The organism is Microbispora sp. NBC_01389, assembly GCF_045040095.1.
In the GTDB taxonomy this organism is placed as follows: Bacteria; Actinomycetota; Actinomycetes; order Streptosporangiales; family Streptosporangiaceae; genus Microbispora.
The window spans coordinates 2,206,534-2,229,299 of record NZ_CP109552.1; the positions used below are offsets into that span (position 1 = coordinate 2,206,534).

A 22,766-nucleotide genomic window follows, 5' to 3' on the forward strand; every position below is an offset into this window, starting at 1 on the left:
GTCCCCGAGAAGGCCGCTCCGCGCTTCCCACGGAATTTGTCGGTGGGCTTCGCCATGATCTGCTCAGTTACTCACCGAGGGAGCATCATGGCTGTCGCCCAGAAAGCAGACTGGTCCGGCATCGGCTGGGACGACTGGAAGAGTCTGCGGCTGATCCGTGCCCGGCTCGACGCGGGCGCCGATCCGAACTCGGAGCTGTTCTTCCACGGACGGCCCCTGCACGCGGCCGCGGAACGCGGCACTCCGGATGTGGTGGCGGATCTGGTCCCCCGCGTCGACGACGTGGATGCCGAGCACGAGGGCCGCACGGCACTGTGGAAGGCCGTTTTCGCCAACCGTCCGGACAATGCCCGGATCCTGGCCGAGGCCGGTGCCGATCCGTGGCGGCCGATGATGAACGGCTGGTCGCCCGGACGGCTGAGCCTGGCCACGCCGACCCCTGACCTGTTCGCTCTTCCCGCAGGGCAGACGGGGCTTTCCGAAGACGAGCTCAATGCGGTGGCGGAGGCTCGGCGTCTCGTCGACGCGTTGGGCGATTTCTACTACGACGGGCTGAGTCTCGCCTGTGTGGCCGGCGTCACCGCGGCCGAGGCGGTACGCCGCCTGGAGGCCGTCCCCGTCGACGGCGCCGAAGTCGAAGAGCTCTTCGAAGACGACATCTTCGAGAACTTCGACGAGAGCCTCGAGATCGTCGGCGTCACGGATGTGCCCGGCGGTTGTGTCGTCACCCAGCCGTGGGGATACATGTCGTCCACCCCCGGCCTCACGAAGCGCCTGTCGGCGGGGACCGTCTGCTACGCCATGTACGCCAATCCCAAGAGCGGTAACCAGGGCAGTTTCACCCGGGACGGCGAGATCGTGGAGTGGGACACCCACCCCGGTGGTGGCCACCCATCGTCAGAGGACTCCGCCGAGGAGATCCTCAACAGCTACCTCTTCCGTGGACGAGCGATCGCGTACTGCTGCGCGGTCGTGGGCCTGCGGCTGACGGACGCCGACGCCGTCGAACGGCCCGGCATGTGGGTGAGGCTCCCCGAACGCGACTACTGGAGCTGACCACCACGCTGAACGACGGTGTTTGGCGGAGCTTTTTCGCCGAACGCTCGCGCACATGTTCGATGAGGCGCTACAGTCTTGGGCATCGGATCGAACACGGGTTCGGTCGAGTCCCGGCAGGTGAGGAGTGTGCGATGGCTGTGCCGACGGTGTCCGCCGCCCCCGCTCCCACTCCCGCTTCCGGCCTCGCCGGCCCGGCGGCGTTCGATCGCGGCGTACCGTCCCCGGCTCCGCCCGTCGTCGTCCCGGTCGTGCCGGCCCAGGCTCCGCCCGCCGCCGTGCGGTGCGTGCCCGGGCCGCGCCGGGCGACACGCCGTAGCGCTTTCTACGGAAATCTACGACGGCCGCTATATCCCGTCATAAAGTCCGAGAGCGTGGACCCCGTGCGCAACCCCTACGCCCCCGGCGCCGGACAGCGCCCCCCGGAGCTCGCCGGCCGCGATCGCGAGCTCCAGCAGTTCGAGGTCGTGCTGGAGCGGGTGGCCCGGGGCCGCCCGGAGCGGAGCATGGTCCTCACCGGCCTGCGCGGTGTGGGCAAGACGGTCCTGCTCAACACCTTCAAGTCCATGGCCATGCAGCGGCTGTGGGGCACCGGGAAGATCGAGGCCAGGCCCGACCAGTCGATCCGCCGCCCGGTGGCCGCCGCGATGCACATGGCCATCAGGGAGCTCGCGCCCCGGCACCGCGCCCCCGAGCGCATCGAGGAGTTCCTCGGCGTGCTCAAGGCGTTCGCCATGCGCGATCCCGCCGCCGCGAAGGGCACGTCCCACTGGTCGCCCGGCATCGACGTCCCCGCCGCCCGCGGCCGGGCCGACTCCGGCGACCTGGAGATCGACCTGACCGAGCTGTTCGTCGACGCGGCGGGCGTGGCGACCGATCTCGGCGTCGGCATCGCGCTGTTCATCGACGAGATGCAGGACGTGCAGGCGCCGGACGTCTCGGCCCTCTGCGCGGCCTGCCACGAGCTGTCGCAGAGCGGCGGCCCGCTGATCGTCGTCGGCGCCGGCCTGCCGCACCTGCCGAGCGTGCTGTCGGCCAGCAAGAGCTACTCCGAGCGGCTGTTCCGGTACGCCCGCATCGACCGGCTCGACCGCGACGCCGCCGACCTGGCGCTGATCGTCCCGGCCGGCCGCGAGGACGTGGAGTTCACGCCCGACGCGCTCGACGCGCTGTACGAGGCGGCCGACGGCTACCCCTACTTCGTCCAGGCGTACGGGAAGGTCGCCTGGGACCTCGCGCCCCGCAGCCCGATCACCGCCGAGGACATCAAGGTGTCCGCGCCGGAGGCGGAGGAGGAGCTCGCCGTCGGCTTCTTCGGCAGCCGCTACGAACGGGCCACCCCCGCCGAGCGCGACTACATGCACGCGATGGCCCAGCTCGGCGACGACCCGGTGCCGACGGCCGAGGTGGCCGAGGCGCTCGGCCGCAAGCCGTCGAGCCTGTCCCCGGCCCGCGACAGCCTGATCAAGAAGGGCCTGATCTACAGCGCGGAGCGCGGCGTGATCGGGTTCACCGTCCCCCATTTCGGGAGGTTCCTGCGTGCCCAGCCGGTCTGAGCGGCACGCCATCGACCTCTCTACGGCTTTCTAGAGGGGAAGCTAGAGAGCCGTAGAGAGCTGAAGTGAAGTCCTCGATGCGGGAATCTACGCCTGTATAGCGTCAGGCCGATACAGGGGTAGATTCCCGCAGAGAGGCGTCCGTACGGTCACCGGTGGTGGCCGCGACGCGGCCGTCCGCCCCGACCACGGCGGCGCGGACGGCGGGACGGCGTCCGCTCAGATACACGGCGAAGACCACCTCGGCGCCCTCCTGGGCGGGAAACACGAAGAAGCGCCAGCACAGCTCGCGCCACATGTCGGACGGCTCACCCGTCAGCAGCGACCCCGCGTGCGCCCGCCACGCCGCACTGGCGCGCAGACGGGACAGCGCCCGCCCGGGAGGCAGCGGCCGCTGCTCGCACGGCGCCCGGTGCCGTACGCGGGCGACGACCTCGTCGACCTCCGGCGAGAGGGCGAGCAGCACCAGGACGAGGCCGCCGGCGACCCAGGCCGCCGTCCCCCGCGGCAGGCCGGCCGGCCCCATGAGCCCGGCCGAGGTGTTCAAGGTGTTGCCCACCGCGACGTTCCCCACCGCGACGTTCCCCACCGCGACGAGGACCGCCATCGCCGTCAGCGCGGCGGCCCGTCCGATCGACCGCAGCCCGACCGGCGCCGCGCTGACCTCGCCGAAACAGCCGCACCCGACGTCGGGCCGCCGCCTGCGCAGGTCCCACAGGACATACGTCGCTATCGCGAAGAACACCACCGGCGACCAGCGCGTGACGGGGTGGTCCACCACCAGCGATCCGCCGGCCAGGGCGAACTCGGTCAGCGCGCAGGCGAGCATCGCGGGCCTGGCGAAGCGCTCCGGCGCGAGCGCGACCGGGCCCAGCCGGGTCAGCGCGCCCGGCGACGCCGCACGCCCGGACGTGGCCAGCTTGGCGACGCCGCCCAGTGTCAGCGTCAGGGCGAGGACCGGCAACGCGGCCGTCGCGATGATCGTAAGCACCGGTCACCCCAATCCGACGCGGGCGTTGAAGCAGCCCTTGGTCAAGTCTCCCCCGAGCGCGACGTAGGACGACGCCGACAGTTCGACGATCCTCCCGCGCGGGGAGGTGCCGCATTCCAGGCAGCGGTCGCAGAACCGCCCGGCGAGGCATCCGCACGCCACGATTGGCAGCGTGTCCGCCCGCCCGTCGCACACGTTCCGTACGCGTAGCAGCGAGCCCAGCGCGAGGTACGGCAGGCCCGCGCAGGAGACGCCCGCGTCGTCGCAGCCGGTGTCCCCGGGTTCGAGCACGGGATAGGCCGCCCCGTCCTCCGGCAGGTCCGCCCACACGGCCGTGCCCGCGACGCTGGCCTGGACTCCTCCGTACGCCGGGGGAGCCGGGGGCGATGCCGCGGCGTGGTACGGCGGCTGCGAGGTCGCGGGGAGTTGCGCCAGCGACGTGCCCTGGTCGAGCAGGCCGATGGCGTCGAACAGATAACCGGGCTCCAGCTTCGGGTGCCGCACCCGGATCCGCCCGGAGGAGCGGTAGGGGACGACGATGGAGCGTTCCCGGCGATGCGGGCCGCAGTCGAGGTCCACGGTGAGATCCCGGGTGCCGCGGACGTCACGGATGACACCGGTGATCCGCGTGACGTCGGCCCAGACACGCTCGGCCACCGTGCCCGAGCGCAGCGCGCGAATGACCACCCGCGACCCGATGGGCACGTCGGCGGGCGCGACCGCGCCGCCGCGCCAGGCGGTCGCCCACGGTGCGATCACCAGGCGCCGCTGCCGGCCGTCGCCGGCCGCCACGATGATCAGATGCGGGCTGACGTCGATCACCTCGCCGTCGACCACGTCGTACGGCGCCTCCTCCTCCGGCGACCGCGGCGCGGGCCCGGGATCGCGCCCGAGCGCCGCAGCGGCCAGCACGCGCCGTCGCGCTCCGGCCCGGTGCGGTAATGACCCTTCCACGTCCTCCAGCCTCACATGCCGGGGCGGGATCGAGGGGCGGTTTTCCGGGCGATGGTGGCGTCCGGGATCAATATTCCTCCTCCCGGTGCAAGGGCTGCCACCCGCCGTGGGCAAACCACCGCCCGGGCGGGATTACGGTCCGTCCGTCCGGCCGCTACCGGCTTGTCCGGTGTTTGCGCAGGCCAGGGCGAAACCTGAATTCCGGCTCAGTCGGATCCGATCGCGTGGCTGCGATTCTGGCACGAGATGCCTCTCTGGCCCGGGTTGGTGATCACTGATCGTGAACCACGAGGAGTTCCACACGTACGTCCAGTCCCGCGGGGCGGCGCTGCTCCGGGTCGCCAACCAGCTGACCGGCAACCCCAGCGACGCCGAGGACCTGCTGCAGACCGCCCTCGCCCGCACCTACCTCGCCTGGGACCGCATCCGCGACCGGTCGTCGCTCGACGGCTACGTGCGGCGGGCGATGGTCAACATCAACATCTCCTGGTGGCGGCGGCGCAAGCTGGAGGAGTATCCCTCCGAGGCACTTCCCGACGTACCGGCGCAGCAGGACGCGCGGCACCGGTACGACGAGCTGGAGCAGGCGCTCGACCGGCTCCCCACCCGGCAGCGGACGGCGATCGTGCTGCGCTACTACGAGGACATGACCGAGCCCGAGATCGCCAGGACCCTGGGGATCAGCGTGGGCACGGTCAAGAGCACGGTCTCGCGGGGCATGGCGAAACTGCGCGGCGATCTGGTCGTCTCCGATCCCCGGGAACGGGTGAACTGACCACCGCGCGGCTCACCTCTTGCGCTTCTCAGGTCTCGCAGACCACGCCGTCGCCGTCACGGTCGTCGTACCAGTCGTACTCGACGTCGATGCCCCGGACGTACGGCCCGTAGCCGGCCTTGTTGGCCTCCGCGCAGGTGCCGAAGTGGGGATCGAGCGAGCCGTCGTCGCCCGTCGCGGTGGGAGTCGGGGTCGGCGTGGGAGTCGGCGTCGGGGTGGGCGTGCCGCCGGTCAGCCCGTCTGGGCCGGCGGACGCGCCGGGCGCGGGGGAGGCGCCGTCGGCCGGCTCCACCGCGATGTCTCCCGACGATCCGGGCGGGACCTGGATCGAGCCGCGCTTGTCGTAGGTGTCGGCCGCCCAGCAGGGGCCCGACCACATGCCCCGGCCTTCGGCCTGGGCGCGCATCTGCTCGGCGAACTGCCAGTCGGTGTAGCTGTGGCCGGGCAGGTAGGGCACGGCCTGGGCGAACCCGCTGCGGACCATGTCACCGTTGACGTACAGGCCCTTGGGCGACCACGTGTAGACGAGGATGCGGCCGTTCTCGGTCACCTGCTCGGCGGCCCGCACGTAGGCCGGCTTGCCGGTGGGAAGCAGCGCCTTGAGCCGCGCGACCGCGCCTTCGTACCAGCAGTCGCCCTTCTCCGGCGCGTCCGCCTCCAGGAGACCGATCCGTACGGTGCGGCCGCTGGAGGTCACCACGTCGAGGGCGTCGCCGTCCACGATCTTCTTCACCGTCACCTCGACGGCGTCCTTCGGCACGGTCTTCGGCCGGGGGGTCTTCCTGGCCTTCGCGGTCGTGCTCGGGGTGGCGCTGGGGCTCGGCGTCGCGCTCGCGCTCGGGCTGGGGGTCGCGGCCGGAGTCGGGGACGGGGTCGGCGTCGCGCTCGGACTGGGACTCGGACTCGGGCTCGCGGCGGCGAAGGCGCTGGTGGACGCGGCCACGGGAACCGCGAGGACCGCGGTGGCGAGGACGGCGAGTGCGTGTGAGGGGAAACGCACGAGTGCTCCATTGGCTGGGGTACGGGGGACACGTCGGCTTCGTGGAGCCGTTTCCTGGATTACGGAGTCCACCAGAAAACGATCGTTTGCGCCAGTCCGTCCGGTCAGTTCCCTCGAATCACGATCCTGTTCGGGTCAGTCCGTCCTGGCCCGCGACGGCCTCCCGGCTCCGTCCGCTCCCGCGGTCAGTTCCCTCGAATCACGATCCTGTTCGGGTCAGTCCGTCCTGGCCCGCGACGGCCTCCCGGCTCCGTCCGCTCCCGCGGTCGCGCAGGGCCGCACGACGTCGCGGATCACCCGCAGGGTGCCCAGGAAGTCGGCGAGCCGGTCGTCGGTCAGCAGGCCGGTGAACCAGGTCTCGATGTCCTTGATGTGCTCGGGGAGCACCGTGCGCAACCGGTCCGCCCCCGCCTCGCTCAGCACCGCGTACGACGCGCGGCGGTCGCTCGCGCACGCGTGCCTCTCGACGAGTCCCTCACGCTCCAGGCGGTCGACGACGCGGGTGATCCCGCTGGTGGACAGGGAGGTCTGGGCCGCGAGGTCGCTCATCCGCAGCCGCCGCTCGGGCGAGCGAGCCAGCCGGATCAGGGTCTCGAAGTCGACCTCGGACAACCCGGCGGCGACCAGGGTGGGGGTGGTCTTGGCGGCCACCCCGGTGAAGACCTCCGCGAACAGGCCCATCGCCGTGAGCCGCGGGTCGTCGAATGGATCCATGGTCCGAGTCTACGCCAGGATAGTTGACGCGAGGAATATCCTCCGGTAGAAAATTGCTTAGTAAGACATCCGCACCGCAACGATCTGGGGAGCAGCCATGAGCATCCGTGAGTGGGAGGGCCTGAAGGTCCCGACGGCCGGCGAGTTCGCGCTCGACAAGGCGCACACGCGCGTCGGCTTCGTCGTCAAGCACATGATGGTCAGCAAGGTCCGCGGGCACTTCGCCGACTTCGACGGCAAGATCGTCATCGCCGAGAACCCGCTTGAGTCCACCGTCGAGGTCGTCATCAAGACCGGCACGATCGAGACCGGCGCGGCCGACCGTGACGGGCACCTGCGCAGCGACGACTTCCTGGGCGCCGACAAGTTCCCCGAGATCACCTTCCGCAGCAAGCGCGTGACCGGCCTGTCCGGCGACGAGTTCACGCTCGTCGGCGACCTCACGGTGCGTGACGTCACCAAGGAGGTCGAGCTCAAGGTCGAGTTCAACGGCGCCGCCAACAACCCGTGGGGCCAGGAGATCTTCGGCTACTCCGCCGAGACCGAGATCGACCGCGAGGACTTCGGCCTGACCTGGAACCAGGCGCTGGAGGCCGGCGGCGTCCTCGTCGGCAAGAAGGTCAAGATCGAGATCGAGGGCGAGGCCGTCCGTCAGGCCTGAGCCTGTGGACTGCACCGGCGGAAATCCACACCTTGTGCACAGCCGTCATCCACAGCCTGTGGACGACGGCTGTGCCCTTGTAAAACCCCAGCTCACCGGGTAACGCAGGACATCCTGGCGTACGCACCGGCAAGAGCCGGCGTGCCGCCAGCCGACGCGCACAGCGGCGCCGTTGCCCGCCCTTAGCGGACCTGGTTGGGTGCCGCGAAGCGGCCCCGCGGCGGGTGGTCGAGACGACACCACACCTCACCCGGCAATCCGCTTTGCCGCGTTGAGCGATCGCCGGTACGCTGTGCTGAGCAAGCGCTACCAGGAGGCTTCGCCTAGTCAGGTCTATGGCGCCGCACTGCTAATGCGGTTTGGGTCTACAGCCCATCCGGGGTTCAAATCCCCGAGCCTCCGCAGTTCAGAGCCCCTCTCGTCCTCACCGACGAGAGGGGCTTTTTGATCTCCAAAGGGCCTCTAGTTGCAGTTCTAGTTGCAGTTGCCCTCAGTCCTCGCCCCACAGGGCCGCCCCCATGCGCTCGCTCGCGTCCTTCACCTGGGGACTGGCGATGTGGGTGTAACGCTCGGTGGTCGTCACCCGCGCGTGGCCGAGGATCTCCTGTACGACGCGGATGTGGACGCCTTGCTCGACGAGGAGCGTTCCGGCCGTGTGGCGGGCGTCGTGGAGGCGGGCTTCCCTGACCCCGGCCTGGCGCAGGAGCGCCTTCCACATCTTGTAGTCCTCGCTGCGCTCCATCGGCCGGCCCCGCCTCGTCGGGAAGAGCAGGTCGTGATCCTCCCAGAGCTCCCCGGCCTCTGCCCGTTCTGCGTCCTGGAGCTTCTTGTGCTCGCGCAGGATCGGAAGGAGTTCCGGCGGGCACTGGAGGGTCAGTCTGCTGCGGCCCTTGCGTTGCCGAAAGACGATCCCGCCGCCCGTACGCTTCGGGCATCGGTCGGCATGGCCGGTGCAGTCCTTCGCGCATGTCCGCGTCGGGCAGACGTGGCCGCGCCTCGTGCAGCTCTGTGGACAGTCGGGGTCGTGCTTGTGGATCCTGCACCGCGGCTTGCACGGCCAGCGGTGCCACTCCTTGCCGCACTCGTGGGGGTCGTCGCAGCCGTGCTTCCACGGTGCCCGCTGTGCCTGGTACCAGGCTTTGATCACGCCGGTTCCGAGGTCGACGAACGACCAGCGGAGGCCGAGCGCTTCGCCCTGGCGGATGCCGAGGGACAGTGCCACCGACCAGCGAGCCGCGTTCCGCCGCGACTTGGCCGCCTCCAGGATCTTGCGCGCCTCGTTCCGCGTCAGCGGCTCCAGATCAGGGTCAGCAGCGACCGGCGCGTCCACAAGCGTGGCGATGTTCCTGGTGACCTTGCTCCGCCGTACGGCGATCTTCAGGGCGCGAGACAGGATGCGATGCACCTTGAGAACCGTGCTCGACGAGCGGCCCTGCTCCAGCATCGTCGCGTACGCCTTGTCGAGGTGCTCAGGGGCGAGCCGGTCGAGACGGTGACGGCCGAGCAACGGAATGATCCAGTGCCGGGTCTTGGATCGGTAGTCGTCGAGCGTCCGAGGCGCCATCTTGCCCGAGGCCACGAGCCGGTCGCAGATCACGTCGAGGTATTCCGTCATCCACTCGGCGACGGTCGGGACCTTGCCCGGCTTGGCTACCTGCCCAGTCCCGCGCTTGCCCTCCAGCTCTTGGACCTTGCGCGTGACCTCCGCCTCCGACTTCCCCATCCGGTGACGTCGATCAGGGGAGCCATCCGGCTTGATGCCCACGGTCACCCAGCCATGCCAGTAGCCATCCTGGCCCAGGTAGATGGACGAGCGCCCGTTCGGTTTGCGGTCGGCCATCACGCCGCCTCGTTCAGACGCCGGGCGAACTCCTGGAGGGCGTCAGCCGGGACGAGGCGGTACCCGTCGTACTTGATCGAGCGAAGCTCACCGCTCTTGATCAGCCGGAAGACCGCCGTACGGCTCATGCCGAGGACGACTGCCGCGTCCTTGGGCCGGTAGAAGAGTCTGTCCATCACGCTGCCCTCCCTTCGGTTGCCGAAAAATCTCTGCCGTCTGCCTTGGCCTGGAGCCGGTCGAGATGGTTGCGCCAGCGTTGGCGTTCGTGGACTGAGCGGAGCAGTCGCACGCCGATGGGGGCCAACTCGGGATCACCGGGCTTGACTTGGGCTTGACTGGTCGCCAGATGTAGCGGTGGGGGTCGACCGGCTCGTCTTCGACGCCGAGCGCTTCCAGGACCCAGGTACGGCGGTCCTGCTTGTGCTCCGTGAGGGTCTTGTTCGACCACTTCCTTGAAACCAGGACGCGGCGGCCCGCATAGCCGAGGTGATCGGGCTTGTGCGCCTTGCCCCGGCACCGGCCCGGAGCCATCCCCGGTTTGGCGCCTTTGGGCTGCACCCCGTAGCGCAGCCAGTTCGGGCAGGTCGGCGAGCACGGTTCGAACCGCAGTGCGTCGAGCAGCCGTTCGGCGTGCGCCTTGCGGCGTGGGTCGTCGGTGCCGAGGGCGTCGCCGAGGCTCTTGGTGAGGTACTTCGACAGGTACCCGATGAGCTGGTCGGCGTCCTGGGGTTCCGGCGAGCACGCCTTTGACGTCCATCTGATCGCCGAAGCGCAGGACGTGCAGGGGTTCAGCGTCCTCGTCGGCGTCGAGAGCGTCGAGGGCCTGTTCCCAGGTCGGCAGGACTTCCCCCATGTCCGGGTCGAGGTAGCCGGCCCCGTCCTCCCAGACCGGCAGGCGCTCCCCCTCGAAACGGACCGTGTCCGTCGAGGGCCACCACACCTGGTGATACGTGGCCGCGATGATCTGCCGCAGCTCCGCACGCGGGAGCGTGCCACGGATCGCCATGTGCAGATGCGGCGCGAGCCGCTTCTGAGGCTCAACCGTGGCGAAGTACTGCACGTCATAGCCCGCCACCCGGCGGAGGTTCTGCACGAAGCGGTCGACGAGCTTGGAGAAGTGCAGCGCATCCCGGGCCGCCCGCGCGTAGTCGTAGGCGTCTGGGTTCAGCGGTGCGCCCTCCATCACCCGCCCGTAGGAGGGCAGCGTGAGTGTGACGAACATCGACGGCCGGTAGGTTCTGCCGTCTGAGCCGGTGAAGGTCCGCCCGAGGGTGGTCTTGGCCATCTGCCGCTTGGGCAGGTCCGGGGCGTCCTGCCGCCGCTTGGTCGAACGCGACCGCTTGCCGGAGGCGCGACCGAGGACGTTGCCCCGCATCCCGGCGGCGTTGATCTCCTCGTCCAGCTCGACGATCGCGGCGTCGAGGTCGGTGGTGTCCCCGCCGGCCTTTTCGGTCTCGTCCCGCCAGGCTTGGACGTCGGCCCGCAGCTCGACGAGGTGACGCTGATACTCGTCCGCGTCGTCGGGCAGGTTCACGGGCTCGTGGTCGAGGTGCCAACCCTCCCGGCACTGCGCCCGCCGAAGCTGCCGGTTGCGCTTGGCACACGGCGGGCACTTGCCCTCCAACGTGGCCCCGCAGGGAACGTCGATGACCTCGGTCTGGCCGGTGACGATGTCTTGCCGCCGCAGCGGGACCGGGCGAATGCACACCCCGTACTGCTTGGCGATCTCTTCGACCACGTCCCGCGCCAGCGGTTGAGCCATCCGGACGGCCCGAGGTGTGGACCGGTCGTTGGGCCGAGCGGGGGAGATCAGCTGGTCTCCCCCGGCCTGGCGGGCGTCGGTGAGGTCAGTCAACTGTCCTCCCTTCCGGGCTCGGGAATGGTGAGGGCGGTCTGGCCGCATTCGTGGCACTCGACCAAGCCGCGGATGGGGTCGAGCCACAGGACGTTGAGCGCGCCGCAGACCGAGCAGCGCAGCCCGTCGAGGAAGTGCGCCACGCCGTTCATGCGACCTCGCTTCGACCGCTGTACGCGGCGACCATCTGCCGAATGTCGACGTCGGAGACGTAGGCGGCCCGGACCCGCACGGGGTCGGGGGAGGTTTCCAGGCGGATGTAGCCGACTCCCGCGCCGCGTTCGGGAACCGGTGAGATGTGGTCGGCGAGTGCGCCCCGGTCGCGTGCGCCGTCGCCGAGGACCATGTCCACCTGTTCGGACTCGTCGAGACGGAGGGCGATCTTGTCGGGGAACAGGTTGCGGATGTTCATGACCTCCTTGCGTGGGCCCTGGAGTGCGGCCATGACCCCGACGCCGACCGCGCGGCCTTGCGTGGTGAGGGTGGCGAGGGCCGCCGTGATGCGTTGCCTCAGGTGCTTGTCGGACTGGTAGGCGGTGAGGAAGGCGACCTCGTCGACGAGCACCAGGACGAACGGGTCCGCGACAGTTGGTGTGTGGGAGCGTTGGAGGCCGGCGAACCGGTCGGCCCGCTCCTGCATCACGCTCACGGCGTCGTCGAGGAGGTCGGCGCACTCTTTGGGGTCGGCCGCGTACCGACTGCCGAAGAGGGGACGGCCGAAGGACAGTTCCATCCGCTTGGGGTCGAGCGCCCAGACCTGCACCAGGCCCGCCCGCATCGCGGGGAGCAGGCCGCGGATTGTCGACCACAGCCAGGAGCCCTTACCGGCCCCGGTGGCTCCGGCGATCAGGACGTGCGTGCCGTGGACCTTGAGCCGGTACGGCGTGCCGTCCTCACATTGGCCGATCTCCACCGGCCCGACATCTGCCGACTCGGGGATGGGTACGGCGGGCAGGGGTTCGGCGAGTGAGTCGCGGCGGGGGAAGGTGAGCACGAGCCGTCCGGCCTTGGCGACGGTGACGCGGCAGGAGGGGGAGCCGAAGCCGTGGGCGAGGTGGTCGGTGCGGTCGGCCCAGTCCTTGACGGCCTGCCCGGACAGCATGTGCACGGTGACGCGGTCGGCCCAGCCGTCGCACTCGACCCGGAGCAGGCGGGGCAGGTAGTCGCGACTCTGGAGGTGACGGCCGAGCCCGGACACGATCATCACGGGTTGCCAGTGCCGCCGGTAGATCCACAACCGGCGCCAGAAGGCCAGCAGACGCCAGCCGACCAGGCGCAGGAACGAGGCCCGGTCCAGCAGCGCCCAGGACAGGCCCGCTGAGGGCAGGAACCCGGTCAGGACGAGAGCTTGGCGCCAGCCGTACAGGGTCAATACGACGCCGAAGGCGACGGGGACGGCGACCGCGACTGGATGCCTCACGACCAGGTGGACCAGGCCCGCGACCAGGCGGGACAGCCAGATCACGATGGTGACGATGGCGGGAGTCTTGACGACGGCCGGGCGGAAGACCACGGCCGTGTCGGGGGTGGTGGAGACGAGGTTACGCGTCTCGTCGCCAGGTAGTTTTCGGAACATTAGACTTCGTGTCCTCTCGTGATTTCGCAGTCAGGGAGAGTTGAGGGGCCGCCGGAAGTTGCCGCTTCCTGCGGCCCCGCTTGCATCTCAGGCCGCCGTCTCGTCGACGACGGATGTGGTGATCTGGTCGGAGTCGGCCGACTGGTCGGCGTGCAGGCGCTCGCAGTCGGCCAGGTACCGCGCGGTGGCGTTGAAGATCTGCCGGGCGACCTCCACGTCCTCGGCGGTGACCGGTCCGGCCCCGGTGGTCGAGACCGTCACGTCCGCCTCGTCGGACTCCAGCGACAGGTACGGCCGCCCGGACTCCAGCACCCGAGCGCCCGCCCGCAGGACCGGCGTGTAGAACGAGACGCCGATGCGGGGGCGGCGTCCGGGATCGATCGACATCGACACGTGGGTGTACGGACCGCGCGCCATCAGGCCACCCCACGCCCGTTGGCCAGGCCGTGAAACCGCCGCTCGACCGACCGGGCGAACGAGGCCGCCTCACGGGCGAGCTCCCGGGCGAACTCGACATCGGCCGGGCTGACCTGGTCACTGTCGGAGGTGGACACCAGGACAGAGGTCGCGCCGAAGTCCAGCGCCAGCACCGGGGTACGGGCCGGATACGGCAGGGCCTTGGCCGAGGCCCCGCCCCCGGTGTTGAGGCTGATCACGGCCGAGGGCCGCACCGCCCGCCGCCCCATCACGCCGCGTCCTTCGCAGCAGTGGGGGACTTGCCGGCCGTGCCCGTGCGGGGAGCCCGCATCGCCCGAGCCGAGATCGAGTAGGCCAGCCGTCCCGTCGCCTGATGGACGTACGGCTTGACCTCCAGCCCGTCGAACTCGGCCGGAGCCAGCGGCACCCCGGGCAGCGACGGCGGGACGACCGGCTGAACCTCAGCGAGGATCTTCACGGTCACCGTCTTCTGCGCGGCCTTGAGCGAGGGGTCCGCGTCCATCACCGGGACCTGCCACACCGGAAGACCGGTCAGCTTGTCCTTGGCCTGGGTGTCCCGCTTGGCGTCGAAGTCCTTCGCCGCGCTCACCTCACCCACGACGTAGCAGCCGTGCGGGAACAGCAGCTCGAAGCTGATCGGGATCGGTCCTTGCAGTGCCATCGTTCACCACCTCCTTGTCGACCCCCCTAGACGCGTGCGGCCGATCCGCAACGGGAACTGTCTAGGGGGCTATGCGGAAGACGATAACCTACGCCGCACACTTCTGTCTAGGGGGCTAATCAGCGGGTCGTTGGGGCTGCCTGTGACGCAAGGGGTTTGCGCCAGCGTGGGAAGGTCTGTCCGCAAATGGCCTTGAGGCTAGGGCTCCTATGCCTTCTGTCGGGCTTGCCGGCGGATATGGTCACGGAGACGAAAGGCTGGTCGTCTAGGCCGGATGAAGGGGGGCCACCCTTCACCCGGCGCACAAGACTGGGCTAGCGCCAGTCCACCCTGAGCTCCCGGTGGCGAGGCTCCATATGCTTCCGTCGCCGGGAGCTCCACCAGAGGAGGAATCCTCCGGAGTGGAGGATAATTCCGCAGTGCATGTACATCCCTTTCCGCCTGAAGGCACTTGAGGACCAGTCCATTCGTGAAGGACTAGGCCGCAGGGTAGCGAGCCCCACACGCCTTTGCAATCTCTGAAAAGACGACAAGGCCTTGGGTGTGGGAGAGGGATGCTGGGCCGGTCTACGGCGCGGACTTTTTAGTGTTGTGCTGAGGTGCGGACAAGGGTCCGTGTCTGCCGCCTGCATTCTGTAGCCGTCGCGCACTAATTAGTGGTGCGCCAGGCTGTGGATGCTTCCTGAGCTGCGCTTATTCGGAAGATGTGGCACTAATTAGGGGAGGAAGAGATGCAGATGCGTCGATGAGGGCTGAGGTGTTGAGACCCTGATTGCCTATCTGTTTCTTGTCGGTGATCGCCACTTTTTAGTGGAGGAGAGGCCCGCAACCTCCGTGTCTTACAGAAGCCGTGCACTAATTAGTCGGAGAAGAGGTGCGGACATGCGGGTCAGTAGCCTCTGAGAGTTCCCAGCAGCACGGCAAGGATTACTGTGATCAGCCGCCCGTCGCGAGCGTCTACTACCCGCCCAACGGCAGGGTCTCGGCATGCGCGAGAGCCCTACACGGGACATCGACGACGCCGTGAGCAAGTTCTCTCAGAGCGTGTTTGAGAAGTGGTGATACCGGTTGATAACGGGCGGCGTGTCGTTCGGCCGTACGGCGTGAAGATCTCCAGCATGGTCCGGTGCTACGCGAGCGTCGCTACCCCTCTGACCTGACCGACGCGCAGTGGGCGCTGATCGAGCCGCTACTCCCCGCGCCGCACACGGGCGGACGGCCGGAAAAGCACCCCCGCCGGGACGTCGTCGACGCGATCCTCTACGTGGTGCGCACCGGCTGCGCCTGGCGGCAGCTGCCGTTCGACTTCCCGCCCTGGCAGACCGTGTACTGGTACTTCGTCCGTTGGGAAGAAGCCAAGGTCACCGAGCATATGCTCGCCATACTGCGGCGCCGGGTCCGGACGGCGCAGGGGCGAGCCGAAGAGCCGACCGCGGGCATCATCGACTCCCAGAGCGCCAAGGGCGCCGACACCGTCGGCCGCGACAGCCGCGGTTACGACGCAGGCAAGAAGGTCAACGGGCGCAAACGGTTCATCGTCACCGACACCCTCGGGTTGCTACTGGTTGTCTGCGTGATGGCCGCCTCCGTCCAAGACCGCGACGGAGCGAAGACCACTCTGCTCAGCATGTATCTGATGACGCCGGTCCGGTACGTGTTCGCCGACGCCGGCTTCGCCGGGATGCTGGTGGACTGGACCCAGCGGATCCTGCGGACCGTGCTGCACATCGTCCGCAAGGCCCCGGGGCAGATCGGGTTCGCCGTGATCGAACGGCGGTGGGTCGTCGAAAGGTCGCTGGCCTGGCTGACTAGCCATCGCCGTCTGGCCCGGGACTATGAGCGCCACCCCGCCACCGCTGAAGCCATGATCCGATGGGCGGCGATCTCAGGAATGGCGCGGCGTCTCACCCGCGGACACGCCGCGACACGCCAGCAAGCACGGACCCTCAATCGCCAATTAAACCGGCTCTAACCCGCTCTAGGATCATCAAGGCGGCGTGACACTGTTACCGAGGGCAGGCGTTTTGCGGGGGGACCGTGTACTCTGGGGGGTCGTCCATATTCCTGCCGTAACCCTGACCCGTCCAGTAGATTCCTATTACAGCCTTCGGCGCGCCCGCCGATAGGACGATCGGAAAATCCGAAACATACTTCTGGCCATCGAGTGTTCTACCCTGAACCACCAGCTGCCACGTCTCTTCGTACTTGTCCGTGGCCGGTAGATGCACCGAGTGCTTCACGATGGGCTTGTCTCCAGGCAGCAGGCACCGCCCCAAGGCATCCTTCAGAAGAGTCTCACATGTCCCCGTGCTACGCGCGAACTTGGAGCAGAAATCGGCGACGCCGTTCTTGCTGACTCCGGCGACAACTTCCACAAGGACTGACTCCGCCATCTCCGACGTTAACGCGACCGCAGGAGGTGGTTTTGCTTGCTCCGGCTCAAATGTACAGCTGGCTACCATCAGTGCGGCCACTACCGTTACCGCGATTCGACGCACGATCGGGAGCATCTGCCTCCTTCGGGGGATCCTGCACGGGCTGGAGCGGCCACGGTCGCCGCGGCGGCGTTCGGGCACCAAGCCATGATCGCGACACGACGGTGCTCTCAGCAGCGAGATGCGCAGACCGTTATCAGCCCTGCTCAAACACGCTCTCAGGGACGGCAGTAGGCGACGGCCGCATCGTCGTAGGTCTTGCCTCGCGGCCAGCGTTGCCCGTGCGGGTCGGACTGTTCGGCGGTTCGGACCTGGCGGATCAGTTCGTTGGGTCCGGCCTGGCCGAGGAGGCCGAGGAGGTCGCGCCAGGTGGTGAGGTGGAAGCGGTCGACGAGGCGGGATGCGCCGTCGCTGAGGAGCGCTGCTGCCCGGACCTCGTGAACCGGCACGCTGCCGGTGAGAGCCTGTTCGGCGACGAGGGGATCGACGGAGGCGACCCAGAAGCCGCCGTCGCGGTTGCGATGGTCGCGCAACGTCTCGACGTACTCGCGGTGTGCGGCGACGTGTTCGGGGCTGGTGGAGTCGAGGGAGTCCATCCGTTCCCGGTAGGAGGCGCCGACCTGGGCTTCGCGGTCATCAGTGATCACGGTGGGTTCGGGCTGGCCGGTGTCGAGGATGAGCACGGAGTCGGCCAGGACGAGCCAGTCGAGGAAGTCGCCGCTACGGCGCAGCATGACCACGGTCGCCGAGGGGGACCCGGGGTGGCTGACGTCGCAGGTGAAGTCGTGCAGCGATGTCGTGGCCTTGATGCCCTCGGCGAGTAGTTCGCTCAAAGAGCCGGCGCTTTGGGTCATCGAGGTGAGGAGGGTCGAACCGAGTGTGCGGGCGTACCAGGCCACGCCGTGGGTGCATCCCGACTCCGATCCCGCCGGGGTGCCCGAACCGTCGAGGAGGACCACCGCGTCAGGTGTCGCGGCGATGAAGTCTTCGTTCTCGCGGCCGGGGGTGGCGGGTTCGGTGGCGAGGGCGACGCGCACGGTGGGTCCTCCTGTCGTTCAGTCCTCGTCGTGCCGATACAGCGGGCTTGCCAGTTCCGCTTTCACCGGTTCCCCAGTGCGGGGGTCGTATTCAACGCCGATGACACAGGAGAAACGGCGGTCGGCCACCTGCCCCCACAGGGTGTTGATCTCGGTGCTGATCAGATGGACGACGCCGAGGGTGCCTTGCGGGTGGATGCCGGTGAACACCAGGACGTTGCCCTGCCCGTCCGGCCGGGCGAGGCGACCGAGATAGGCGTAGTCGACCGGCCGGGACGGGGCCGAGTCGGAGCCCGACCGGTAGACGGTGCCGGTACGGCTGTCGCGCAGTGTCCACGCGCCGTCTTTGACCCACTCCAGAACGGGATCGGACTCATACAGCGCGCCCATGATCGGCGACAGCCGCGGGCCACAGATCACGATCAACCCCGGCCGGTTGAGATCGATCTGGCCGGTGAGGGGGACATGTTCCAACTCGACGGTGAGGCCTAAGCCGCGCGCCAGGTCCTCCAGTCGCTTGGAGGCGGCGACGTCTTCCACCGCGACCACGGGGCGGGCGTTGTCGGCCTCTTGCTTGAGAGGCGTGGCTACCGTGATCGCACCCGTGCCCAGGAAGGCGCCCTCGGGGGCGGGGCCGGTGTGGCGGATCTGGTGGATACGCCCGCGGGACAGGCCGGCCTTCTCGGCGATCTGCGCGTACGACATGCCTTGAGCGTGGAGTTCTTGGATGACGCGGCGGCGCAGCCGGGCCAGTTCGGTGACTTCTTGCTGGGCGGCGTTGAGTCGTTCGGTGGCGACCCGGAGCAGCAGATAGGGATCGTCGATGGCGGCGATTTTGTCCAGGTCGCTCGGTGGCACGGTTCCTCCTTGGTGGTGCGCACCTGAGTCTAGGGCCCTAGACGAAATGTCGTCTATCCCTCTTGACAGTACGGTTTTGGCTGGTTTGCCGGTTGTTGGGTCCACGGCCCGGATCGCGGAGCGCCGCTTGGGGACGCCGCGCGGGCTCACCGTGCCATTCCTGTCAGCAGGGCGGCCCAGATGTCACGGGCCTGGGGGATGGGCCAGCGGTGGGTCTCGCGGATTTCGGGTGCGTCCTCGTTCTGGAGGGTGCGCCGGATGAACCCCTGCCCGCCCGCATGGCACAGCTCGTAGACGATGGCGAGACAGTCGCAGGTCCAGGCGAGGACCCGCACCCGCGCCCCGTCGGAGGGTTCGAACCATGCCAGGTTCTCGCACCCGGGCTGCCGGCGGTCGGGGACGTGCGGGCTTAGGCAGCTCATCACCGGCAGGCCGTCTGCGCGGCGGCGATGGGGTCGACTTTGAGCAGTGCCCAGACGGTACGGCCGGTGTGGTTGCCGTACACGCCCCAGTTGTCGGCCAGGTTGGCGACCAGCAGCAGGCCGCGGCCGCCTTCGTCGTCGCTGGGTCGCACCAGCCGCGGAACTTCGGGGCCGCCCTCGTCGACGACGCCGAGCCAGACCTGATCGGGTTCGGCCTGGATGCTGACGGTGAACTTGCCGCCGAACCGGGCTGATGCGGTGTGGCGGACGGCGTTGGTCGCCAGTTCGCTGACGATGAGTTCGGCCGACTCGATGACGGGCCAGGTGCCGAGGGTTGTGGTGATGAAGCGGCGGGCTTCGGTGACCGAGGCGGGACGGCCGAGGAAGTGCCGGGACAGGCGCCATGCGAGCATGGGACACGCTCCGTCGTATAGGGGGCTAGACATGCCTACGAACAGGAGCGTATGACCAACGCTAGAAGTATCTCAAGGAATACAGCGCATAAATGCGTCAGTGGTCGAGCTGGTGCGCCAGCTCCCGGAAGTCCGCCGCGATCTCGCTCAGTAGCGCTCGCAGCTCGTCCCCGTACACGGCGGCCTCCGCGAACGCCTCGAACGTCTCTTCATGAGCGCCGACCTCGGCCGCCTCGGTGAGGGTGAGGTCGCCGGTCAAGCTTTCGACCACGCTCACGGATCCATCGAAGACGGTGAACCCGTGCAGCGGGAAGCCCGGCGCCTCCACCTTCCACGGCACGACCCCGAGCCGGACATGCGGCAGCGTCGACACCTGGGCTAGCCGGTCGAGCTGCGCCAGCATCAACGATGGCGACCCCGGCCAGGTACGCACAGCGCCCTCCGTCAGAACAAAGGCGAACCGCCGGCCCTCATCAAACAGGACCGCCTGAGCATCGACCCGTACGGCCGCCGCCTTGGCCGCATCATCCTCATCCACATCCCGGCCGATCGCCACCGCCAGCCGCGCATACTCCGCCGTCTGCAACAGCGCCGGAATCATCGCAGAGGAGAAAACCGCCAACCACTTCGACGAGCGCACCCGGGCCGCGTTTGCTGCCTCCCGACCAGCAAGACCGCCCTTCAGCCGGGATACTTCGTCACGCAGCCGCACAAGCAGCGTGTCCAACCCGCGCCGCGCGTCCTGGTCGAGGTCGAGGGCTGCGGACAACCGATCAACCGTCTCCGGCGTCGGCAACAGCCGCCCCGTCTCCACCCGAGAAATCGTCGGCTGTGCCACCCCCGCCCGCTGCGCCAGCTCCTTACCTGTCAGCCCCGCATCCTTGCGCAGCCGCCGCAACAGCTCACCTAACTCGCGTAGCCGATTCCGCCGCTCCTCCATGCTAATCGTTCTACCAGAGAAACTCTCTCGAGGGCACCGGCTGCGATGTGTGTCAAAACGTGGACTCGCATGAGAAAGCTAGAACCTCATTGCTTCGTATGCGGCCCTCGTGCGCTTGAGTGCCATAAACACTGTGAGCATTAGGTGAAGGAGTATCGCTACGATTGCAGAAGAAAGTAGCGTACCGATTGGCTTGTCTTTGGGTGTGGTGGCTGCGGCGACGATAAGCATGGCTGTGGCAACTATGCCTATCAATACAGAATAACTGATATTCGCCTGAAGTTGATCTATTAGTGTCGCAGTTCTTCCAAACCTGGGAGTGCGCGGGTCATCGGTGACGCGAAGGCCAAGGCTAAAGACATGAATTAGCAGTCCGAAAAGCAATGCTGTGAATATGGCGATGCCAGCAAGTATGCTCGCAGGGTCCTGCATCCGAAATCCTGCTATGTAAGAGCCAATTCCTGATGCTACCGGGAAAGCGTAGAAGGAAAGCAGATCCTGCTTCCGCCGCTCATTGGTTCGCTGGTCTACAAATGTCCGCAAGTGGTCTTGCAGTAGAGGGAGGACGGACCATTTAGCACTCATCTCTCACCGCTTCGAAGGAGACCGATTTAGATTTACGGCCCCAGGAACCAGTACGCCAGTCTGATGGTAACTCCAGGAGGAGTCCCTGTGCTAGCTGTTGCGCGATGTCCGCCATGAAATCGTATATAACCTCATCTGAAGGACGCTCACCTTCTGCTACCTTTATTGGATAGACCAGGGTAGGGAAACCATCCCGCCCCATGATTACTTCTTTCTGCTGATCACCGTCCGTCAATTGAAGGCGGATCTCGTCAACCTCGAACCCCTCTCGCAGTCCGAGAATCTGAGTCTCAGGCTTGATTGATTGGTCCATAATCATGGACATAAGCTGTTTAGCGAGACTGCTGGACCTCTTCGGCTTTACTGTATACTCCAGCTTGCCAATATTTGTGGCTTGAAGGCCATTGACTCCATCTGCTATGTCGTGGCCCTGCGTGTAGCGAATGGCCTTTATTTGTGTTAGGCGCGCTTTCTCTACGAACTTATTCCAAGCCTCTTTGTCTGCGATTCCTTCTTTCCTCAAAACGAGGTGCTCATTAGCGAATCGGCGATTGAAGGACTTGATGAGGTGACCCAGAAAGGCCGTGGCCGCACCGCGCCCACCGCATCTCTCGGCAAGAAAGATAGCGGCGTCGGCGTTAGGGGGCACCACTAGCATATTACGAACACTTACGACTGGCGATTCATCTGCGCCATATTTGTGCGTCTTGCGATTGGTTCGCACGTTTTTTATGTTGCCTTCGACGCCGTACCTACCATACTCGGCACTGAAGGAGATGCATCTTCCTTCGGCTTGTACTCTCTCCACTGACAAATAGTGGCCAAATTGCTCATTCTTGAACGGCCTTTTCTGGATATCCTTGACAAATGCATGGGTCAGGTGCGAAAGATCTAAGCCTCGTCCGTTGAGGTCGCTTAGATTGATACATTTTTCGTTTTGTCCCATGGGGGTGACTCGGATTGCGTATGCTGCAACCGCGTAGCGTGCCATTGATAATCCTTTGGTGGCTGGAAAATAGAGGCTTGAGAATATAGTCACCACCCCGCGAGTGCCTGTCAAGGGCTAGATTGGTACGGTTTAAGGATCTTTTCGATCTAGTTTTCGAGGGCGCCGGACAGGTCATCGCCTCAACCCTCAATCGAGCTGCTCACGGTGCAGCGGGTCGCCGCCGACAGCGGCGTCGTGATCACAGAGCAGACGTTCACTCTCAACCTCTGCCATCGAATCTGAAGCTTTCGGACGGTCGGACTCGAAGAATCCAGATGCAAATCTCGGCTCAGAGGGTGGCAGCGGTGCCGGACTCGCCCAGGGTCAGCTAGGACCAGTTGGGTGGGGTCATATGCTCTGAGAATTTTGCCGAATTACTCTCACAGGGATCAAGACGGCGGCGCTGCGCGCCGCCTCGCGGGCCGTCGCCTGCTCGCCGGCCGGGCATGCGGCCTGGCGGCCGGTCCCGGCCTGCGGCAGGTCCGGCCGCTCGTAAGAAGCGCCGAATTGACCTTCACACTGACGGCGTGGTCGCCCGAGAACAGTACGAACGCCTGGCCCGTCATCTCTAGCAGGACGGACGCGCGCACGTCGAAATGAGCTTCGCCCAGGTCGCCCGTATCATCGGCGAGGAGTTACCTGCCAGCGCCTATAAGCACTCAGCCTGGTGGGCCAGCGACCTCAAGCGCACACAGGCCGTATGGCTCGACGTCGGCTACATGGCGTGTCCGTTGACAGCAAGACAGGTGACCTTCATCCGCGCCTGACCAAGACATGCCTCCGGCGGGGGCCTCCGGCTCCGGGATGGCGCCGAGTTGGAGAGCGCGCGCCGCGAGTGGCTGAGGTGGGTGTCCGCGCATCCCTTCTGCCATCGACCCAGGCAAGCCCAGCAGACCGACTCCTCCGGCTCAAGCCCGTCTGTGGCCGTTGGCGTCCAATGGCCGAGGAACGGCGACCGGCTAAGGTACACGCGAAGACGGGCTTGCCCCTCCGTCGCCGGCCCGCTGCCGC

At 67.4% G+C, this 22,766-nt stretch carries 24 protein-coding genes, 1 tRNA gene and 2 pseudogenes; 7 read left to right on the forward strand and 20 right to left on the reverse strand.

Annotation, left to right across the window (positions count from 1 at the left end):
- Nucleotides 1–87: 87 nt before the first annotated feature.
- The gene (locus OG344_RS09885) at nucleotides 88–1,056 is read left to right on the forward strand and encodes an ankyrin repeat domain-containing protein (RefSeq protein WP_405087956.1); all 969 of its coding nucleotides are present in this window, start codon (nucleotides 88–90) and stop codon (nucleotides 1,054–1,056) included.
- Between the two features lie 374 nt (nucleotides 1,057–1,430).
- A complete protein-coding gene (locus OG344_RS09890) occupies nucleotides 1,431–2,612 on the forward strand; it encodes an ATP-binding protein (protein ID WP_117408895.1) in 1,182 nt (393 codons plus the stop codon).
- Between the two features lie 103 nt (nucleotides 2,613–2,715).
- On the opposite strand, the gene OG344_RS09895 is transcribed toward OG344_RS09890, so the two are convergent.
- The gene (locus OG344_RS09895; protein ID WP_405087957.1) at nucleotides 2,716–3,603 is read right to left on the reverse strand and encodes a MauE/DoxX family redox-associated membrane protein; all 888 of its coding nucleotides are present in this window, start codon (nucleotides 3,601–3,603) and stop codon (nucleotides 2,716–2,718) included.
- 3 nt (nucleotides 3,604–3,606) lie between these two features.
- Complete coding sequence (locus OG344_RS09900) at nucleotides 3,607–4,557, reverse strand: hypothetical protein (protein WP_327048935.1); 951 nt, start codon at nucleotides 4,555–4,557, stop codon at nucleotides 3,607–3,609.
- A 274-nt stretch (nucleotides 4,558–4,831) separates the two neighbouring features.
- On the opposite strand from OG344_RS09900, the gene OG344_RS09905 reads away from it, so the two are divergent.
- Nucleotides 4,832–5,332 carry a SigE family RNA polymerase sigma factor gene (locus OG344_RS09905; RefSeq protein WP_405089066.1) on the forward strand — a complete coding sequence of 167 codons (501 nt, stop codon included), beginning with the start codon at nucleotides 4,832–4,834 and terminating at the stop codon, nucleotides 5,330–5,332.
- Between the two features lie 28 nt (nucleotides 5,333–5,360).
- On the opposite strand, the gene OG344_RS09910 is transcribed toward OG344_RS09905, so the two are convergent.
- Nucleotides 5,361–6,332, reverse strand: coding sequence for a thermonuclease family protein (locus tag OG344_RS09910; RefSeq protein ID WP_405087958.1), 972 nt, complete (start codon nucleotides 6,330–6,332; stop codon nucleotides 5,361–5,363).
- Nucleotides 6,333–6,548: 216 nt separating this feature from the next.
- Nucleotides 6,549–7,046, reverse strand: coding sequence for a MarR family transcriptional regulator (locus tag OG344_RS09915; RefSeq protein WP_327048937.1), 498 nt, complete (start codon nucleotides 7,044–7,046; stop codon nucleotides 6,549–6,551).
- 97 nt (nucleotides 7,047–7,143) lie between these two features.
- Here OG344_RS09915 and OG344_RS09920 point away from each other — a divergent pair, with 97 nt between their 5' ends.
- Both OG344_RS09920 and OG344_RS09925 read left to right on the forward strand, forming a co-directional pair.
- Nucleotides 7,144–7,707 carry a YceI family protein gene (locus OG344_RS09920; RefSeq protein ID WP_405087959.1) on the forward strand — a complete coding sequence of 188 codons (564 nt, stop codon included), beginning with the start codon at nucleotides 7,144–7,146 and terminating at the stop codon, nucleotides 7,705–7,707.
- 312 nt (nucleotides 7,708–8,019) lie between these two features.
- A tRNA-Ser gene (locus OG344_RS09925) sits at nucleotides 8,020–8,109 on the forward strand.
- Between the two features lie 88 nt (nucleotides 8,110–8,197).
- Here the strand turns inward: OG344_RS09925 and OG344_RS09930 are convergent.
- From OG344_RS09930 to OG344_RS09970, 9 genes and pseudogenes are all read right to left on the reverse strand, one after another.
- Nucleotides 8,198–9,547: a tyrosine-type recombinase/integrase gene (locus OG344_RS09930; RefSeq protein ID WP_405087960.1), complete on the reverse strand. Its 1,350-nt coding sequence runs from the start codon at nucleotides 9,545–9,547 to the stop codon at nucleotides 8,198–8,200.
- Complete coding sequence (locus OG344_RS09935) at nucleotides 9,547–9,723, reverse strand: helix-turn-helix domain-containing protein (RefSeq protein WP_117408901.1); 177 nt, start codon at nucleotides 9,721–9,723, stop codon at nucleotides 9,547–9,549. Before OG344_RS09935 ends, OG344_RS09930 begins: the two co-directional genes overlap by 1 nt.
- Nucleotides 9,724–9,964: 241 nt before the next feature.
- A pseudogene (locus OG344_RS09940) lies at nucleotides 9,965–10,339 on the reverse strand (replication initiator); the annotation flags it as partial.
- Nucleotides 10,275–11,450 (reverse strand): annotated as a pseudogene (locus tag OG344_RS09945) (replication initiator); the annotation flags it as partial. The pseudogenes OG344_RS09945 and OG344_RS09940, both read right to left, overlap by 65 nt.
- Entirely contained in the window at nucleotides 11,399–11,554 is a 156-nt protein-coding gene (locus OG344_RS09950) for a hypothetical protein (RefSeq protein WP_405087961.1), read from the reverse strand. The pseudogene OG344_RS09945 and the gene OG344_RS09950, both read right to left, overlap by 52 nt.
- Entirely contained in the window at nucleotides 11,551–12,978 is a 1,428-nt protein-coding gene (locus tag OG344_RS09955) for an FtsK/SpoIIIE domain-containing protein (RefSeq protein WP_405087962.1), read from the reverse strand. The genes OG344_RS09950 and OG344_RS09955 overlap by 4 nt, the downstream gene beginning before the upstream one ends.
- Nucleotides 12,979–13,065: 87 nt before the next feature.
- Nucleotides 13,066–13,395, reverse strand: coding sequence for a hypothetical protein (locus tag OG344_RS09960; RefSeq protein ID WP_405087963.1), 330 nt, complete (start codon nucleotides 13,393–13,395; stop codon nucleotides 13,066–13,068).
- Nucleotides 13,395–13,664, reverse strand: a complete 270-nt coding sequence (locus tag OG344_RS09965; protein WP_405087964.1) for a hypothetical protein — start codon at nucleotides 13,662–13,664, stop codon at nucleotides 13,395–13,397. Before OG344_RS09965 ends, OG344_RS09960 begins: the two co-directional genes overlap by 1 nt.
- Nucleotides 13,664–14,077: a plasmid replication, integration and excision activator gene (locus OG344_RS09970; RefSeq protein ID WP_405087965.1), complete on the reverse strand. Its 414-nt coding sequence runs from the start codon at nucleotides 14,075–14,077 to the stop codon at nucleotides 13,664–13,666. The genes OG344_RS09965 and OG344_RS09970 overlap by 1 nt, the downstream gene beginning before the upstream one ends.
- A 1,126-nt stretch (nucleotides 14,078–15,203) precedes the next feature.
- On the opposite strand from OG344_RS09970, the gene OG344_RS09975 reads away from it, so the two are divergent.
- Nucleotides 15,204–16,049, forward strand: coding sequence for an IS5 family transposase (locus OG344_RS09975; protein ID WP_405087966.1), 846 nt, complete (start codon nucleotides 15,204–15,206; stop codon nucleotides 16,047–16,049).
- A gap of 34 nt (nucleotides 16,050–16,083) precedes the next feature.
- Here the strand turns inward: OG344_RS09975 and OG344_RS09980 are convergent, their stop codons facing one another.
- The 7 genes from OG344_RS09980 to OG344_RS10010 all read right to left on the reverse strand — a co-directional run bounded on the left by OG344_RS09980 (nucleotide 16,084) and on the right by OG344_RS10010 (nucleotide 21,758).
- On the reverse strand, nucleotides 16,084–16,587 hold the full coding sequence (locus tag OG344_RS09980; protein WP_405087967.1) for a hypothetical protein: 504 nt from the start codon (nucleotides 16,585–16,587) through the stop codon (nucleotides 16,084–16,086).
- Between the two features lie 143 nt (nucleotides 16,588–16,730).
- Entirely contained in the window at nucleotides 16,731–17,549 is an 819-nt protein-coding gene (locus OG344_RS09985; protein ID WP_405087968.1) for a protein phosphatase 2C domain-containing protein, read from the reverse strand.
- A gap of 18 nt (nucleotides 17,550–17,567) precedes the next feature.
- Complete coding sequence (locus OG344_RS09990; RefSeq protein WP_405087969.1) at nucleotides 17,568–18,407, reverse strand: sigma factor-like helix-turn-helix DNA-binding protein; 840 nt, start codon at nucleotides 18,405–18,407, stop codon at nucleotides 17,568–17,570.
- Nucleotides 18,408–18,553: 146 nt separating this feature from the next.
- A complete protein-coding gene (locus OG344_RS09995; RefSeq protein WP_405087970.1) occupies nucleotides 18,554–18,829 on the reverse strand; it encodes a hypothetical protein in 276 nt (91 codons plus the stop codon).
- A complete protein-coding gene (locus tag OG344_RS10000) occupies nucleotides 18,829–19,242 on the reverse strand; it encodes an ATP-binding protein (RefSeq protein ID WP_405087971.1) in 414 nt (137 codons plus the stop codon). Before OG344_RS10000 ends, OG344_RS09995 begins: the two co-directional genes overlap by 1 nt.
- A gap of 97 nt (nucleotides 19,243–19,339) precedes the next feature.
- Entirely contained in the window at nucleotides 19,340–20,182 is an 843-nt protein-coding gene (locus tag OG344_RS10005; protein WP_405087972.1) for a helix-turn-helix domain-containing protein, read from the reverse strand.
- 574 nt (nucleotides 20,183–20,756) lie between these two features.
- Nucleotides 20,757–21,758, reverse strand: coding sequence for a hypothetical protein (locus OG344_RS10010; protein ID WP_405087973.1), 1,002 nt, complete (start codon nucleotides 21,756–21,758; stop codon nucleotides 20,757–20,759).
- A 593-nt stretch (nucleotides 21,759–22,351) separates the two neighbouring features.
- On the opposite strand from OG344_RS10010, the gene OG344_RS10015 reads away from it, so the two are divergent.
- On the forward strand, nucleotides 22,352–22,522 hold the full coding sequence (locus OG344_RS10015) for a hypothetical protein (RefSeq protein ID WP_405087974.1): 171 nt from the start codon (nucleotides 22,352–22,354) through the stop codon (nucleotides 22,520–22,522).
- The last annotated feature ends 244 nt before the right edge of the window (nucleotides 22,523–22,766 follow it).

Coding starts and splice junctions, on each gene's coding strand:
- OG344_RS09885 (WP_405087956.1), top strand. CDS start 88: ATGGCTGTCGCCCAGAAAGCAGACTGGTCCGGCATCGGCTGGGACGAC.
- OG344_RS09915 (WP_327048937.1), bottom strand. CDS start 7,046: ATGGATCCATTCGACGACCCGCGGCTCACGGCGATGGGCCTGTTCGCG.
- OG344_RS09920 (WP_405087959.1), top strand. CDS start 7,144: ATGAGCATCCGTGAGTGGGAGGGCCTGAAGGTCCCGACGGCCGGCGAG.
- OG344_RS09930 (WP_405087960.1), bottom strand. CDS start 9,547: ATGGCCGACCGCAAACCGAACGGGCGCTCGTCCATCTACCTGGGCCAG.
- OG344_RS09935 (WP_117408901.1), bottom strand. CDS start 9,723: ATGGACAGACTCTTCTACCGGCCCAAGGACGCGGCAGTCGTCCTCGGC.
- OG344_RS09950 (WP_405087961.1), bottom strand. CDS start 11,554: ATGAACGGCGTGGCGCACTTCCTCGACGGGCTGCGCTGCTCGGTCTGC.
- OG344_RS09955 (WP_405087962.1), bottom strand. CDS start 12,978: ATGTTCCGAAAACTACCTGGCGACGAGACGCGTAACCTCGTCTCCACC.
- OG344_RS09960 (WP_405087963.1), bottom strand. CDS start 13,395: ATGGCGCGCGGTCCGTACACCCACGTGTCGATGTCGATCGATCCCGGA.
- OG344_RS09965 (WP_405087964.1), bottom strand. CDS start 13,664: ATGGGGCGGCGGGCGGTGCGGCCCTCGGCCGTGATCAGCCTCAACACC.
- OG344_RS09970 (WP_405087965.1), bottom strand. CDS start 14,077: ATGGCACTGCAAGGACCGATCCCGATCAGCTTCGAGCTGCTGTTCCCG.
- OG344_RS09980 (WP_405087967.1), bottom strand. CDS start 16,587: ATGCTCCCGATCGTGCGTCGAATCGCGGTAACGGTAGTGGCCGCACTG.
- OG344_RS09995 (WP_405087970.1), bottom strand. CDS start 18,829: ATGAGCTGCCTAAGCCCGCACGTCCCCGACCGCCGGCAGCCCGGGTGC.
- OG344_RS10000 (WP_405087971.1), bottom strand. CDS start 19,242: ATGCTCGCATGGCGCCTGTCCCGGCACTTCCTCGGCCGTCCCGCCTCG.
- OG344_RS10005 (WP_405087972.1), bottom strand. CDS start 20,182: ATGGAGGAGCGGCGGAATCGGCTACGCGAGTTAGGTGAGCTGTTGCGG.
- OG344_RS10010 (WP_405087973.1), bottom strand. CDS start 21,758: ATGGCACGCTACGCGGTTGCAGCATACGCAATCCGAGTCACCCCCATG.
- OG344_RS10015 (WP_405087974.1), top strand. CDS start 22,352: ATGAGCTTCGCCCAGGTCGCCCGTATCATCGGCGAGGAGTTACCTGCC.